The organism is Alistipes sp. CAG:29 (genome assembly GCF_000435435.1).
GTDB classification, from domain to species: Bacteria; Bacteroidota; Bacteroidia; order Bacteroidales; family Rikenellaceae; genus Alistipes; species Alistipes onderdonkii.
Genome location: NZ_FR893459.1, coordinates 146,045 through 147,941, shown reverse-complemented (window position 1 = coordinate 147,941; position 1,897 = coordinate 146,045). Strand labels below are relative to the sequence as shown.

The 1,897-nt window shown below is 56.4% G+C and carries 2 protein-coding genes; both read right to left on the bottom strand.

Annotated features, from left to right (window positions below):
* Positions 1–494 precede the first annotated feature (494 nt).
* Complete coding sequence (locus QVP03_RS06875; RefSeq protein ID WP_022332784.1) at positions 495–1,478, bottom strand: magnesium transporter CorA family protein; 984 nt, start codon at positions 1,476–1,478, stop codon at positions 495–497.
* 71 nt (positions 1,479–1,549) lie between these two features.
* Positions 1,550–1,897: MqnA/MqnD/SBP family protein (locus QVP03_RS06870; RefSeq protein WP_303645451.1), on the bottom strand; the 348-nt coding region annotated here is incomplete at its 5' end.

Genomic DNA, 1,897 nt, shown 5'->3' with positions numbered 1-1,897 from the left:
AATCAGTCCAAACTTTGGGGTGCACATCAGCTACATTCTCTTTCTTTCTTAAGAAAGAAGAGAAAAACCCCAACGGGAAAGCATGGAACGGGGAGAACCGGGGAGAACAGGAAAGCGGACGCACGAAGCGGAAAGCGGAAAGGGCGAAAGGACGCGAAGTGCGGGAACCCCGGAAATGGAAAACGGAGCCGGAGCCGAGGGGAAAGGCCGGATGCCGGGATGGAATACCAGGCACGGAACGCCGGAAGCGCTACCGCATGAAGCCGCCGGGAAAGCGGCCGCACCGATTACGGAGACAGCGCTCCGGCCGGACACCAAAAATCCCGCCCCCGACAAGGGCGGGATAAATCCGCAAATCCGCGGGGTGCGGAGATTCCGCATACGGAACGGCGTGCCGTGTCGCAAACAGCCGCAGGACACGGGCCGCGCATGGAGGACGCTCCGCATGGCGGGGGAGGGCTGTCAGCTGCAGAACATCGATTCGGCCAGTTGTATTACAGCCACTTTTTGTATTTGAAATACCAGATGGTCAGCGCCGAGCAGAAGATCATCAGGCCGATGGCAAAGATATAGCCCAGAGGAATGTTCCAGCCGTTGCCGAGCGTCAGCGTCCAGTCCAGCTCGGGCATGAATTTGAAGTTCATGCCATAGATCGACGCGATGAGCGTCGCGGGCATGAAGATCACCGCGGCCACGGAGAAAATCTTGACGATCTCGTTCTGCTCGATGTTGATAAGACCCAGTGCGGCATCCTGAATATAGTCCAGTCGCTGGAAGCTGAAATCGGCATGGTTGATCAGCGAGTTGACGTCCTTGATCATCAGCTGCAGGCGGGGGTAGATATCGTTCGGGAAGCGCTCGGAACGCAGGATACCCGACAACACGCGCTGGCGGTCGAAGATATTCTCGCGCAGCGACATCGTGCTCTCCTGCAGGGCGCTGATGCGGTGCAGGACGGCCTTGTCGATCGAGTCCTCGGAGTTGATGTCCTTCGAGAGCGCCGCGACCTGTTTGGCGATCAGCTCCACGAGGTCGGCATCGAAATCGATGCGCACCTCGAGCAGCGAAATAAAAAGGTGGTAGCCCGTCGAATAGCTGCGGTAGTTCATCTGAAGGCGTTTTTCCGTTTCGCGGAAGGTGCGGAACTCGGCGCTGCGCACCGAAACCAGCACGCCCTCGTTGGAGATGATGAACGACACGGGTTCGACGATGAACGTATCGCCCGTCGGCACGAAGAAATTGGAGTTGGAGATGATGGCATTCTCGTTCTCCGAGTATTTCGACGTGGACTCGATCTCCTCGACCTGCTGTTTGGTCTGGAGGCTGATCTCCATGAAATTCTCGACGGCCTTCTGTTCCTTGATGGTCGGCAGGAGCATATCGATCCACAGAATGTCGTCGTAACCCAGCTCGTCGAAGAGCTTCGTGCCGGCATTCCGGATAATCTTGTTGTACTGCTTGAGGTAAATTGTAATCATAAAACGCTCTCCTTCTTATAGTTCGTAAATCCCGTCCGGCAGAGAGGCGGATTCCCTATCCGCTAAGCTCTTCAGCCGGGATTGGCCCTCGGGGTTACCTTGATACCCGAGTCCCAGAACTTTTGCAGCGCTTTATGCTTCTGATTGTCGAAAATATAGTCGATATTCTGCGTAAGGTAGGCATACGCATCGTACGGTTTGTTGTCGAAACCATGTTCGAGAATGGCCTCGTAGGTGTGTTCGATACCGAAAGTCAGCGCATGCTGCAACCCCTCCGTGAAGTCGGGGTCGGTACCTCTGCGGGCGACCCAGACGGCGAACGCAAAAGGCAGCCGCGTGGCCTTTTTCCACTCGGCGGCCAGGTCGTACGAGTATGCGAAACGTCCTTCGTGGTCGAAGACCTTGTCGCCGATCAGCAG

What these genes read in the sequence shown, in the direction of transcription:
- QVP03_RS06875 (WP_022332784.1), bottom strand. Translation starts at nt 1,478, where the DNA reads ATGATTACAATTTACCTCAAGCAGTACAACAAGATTATCCGGAATGCC.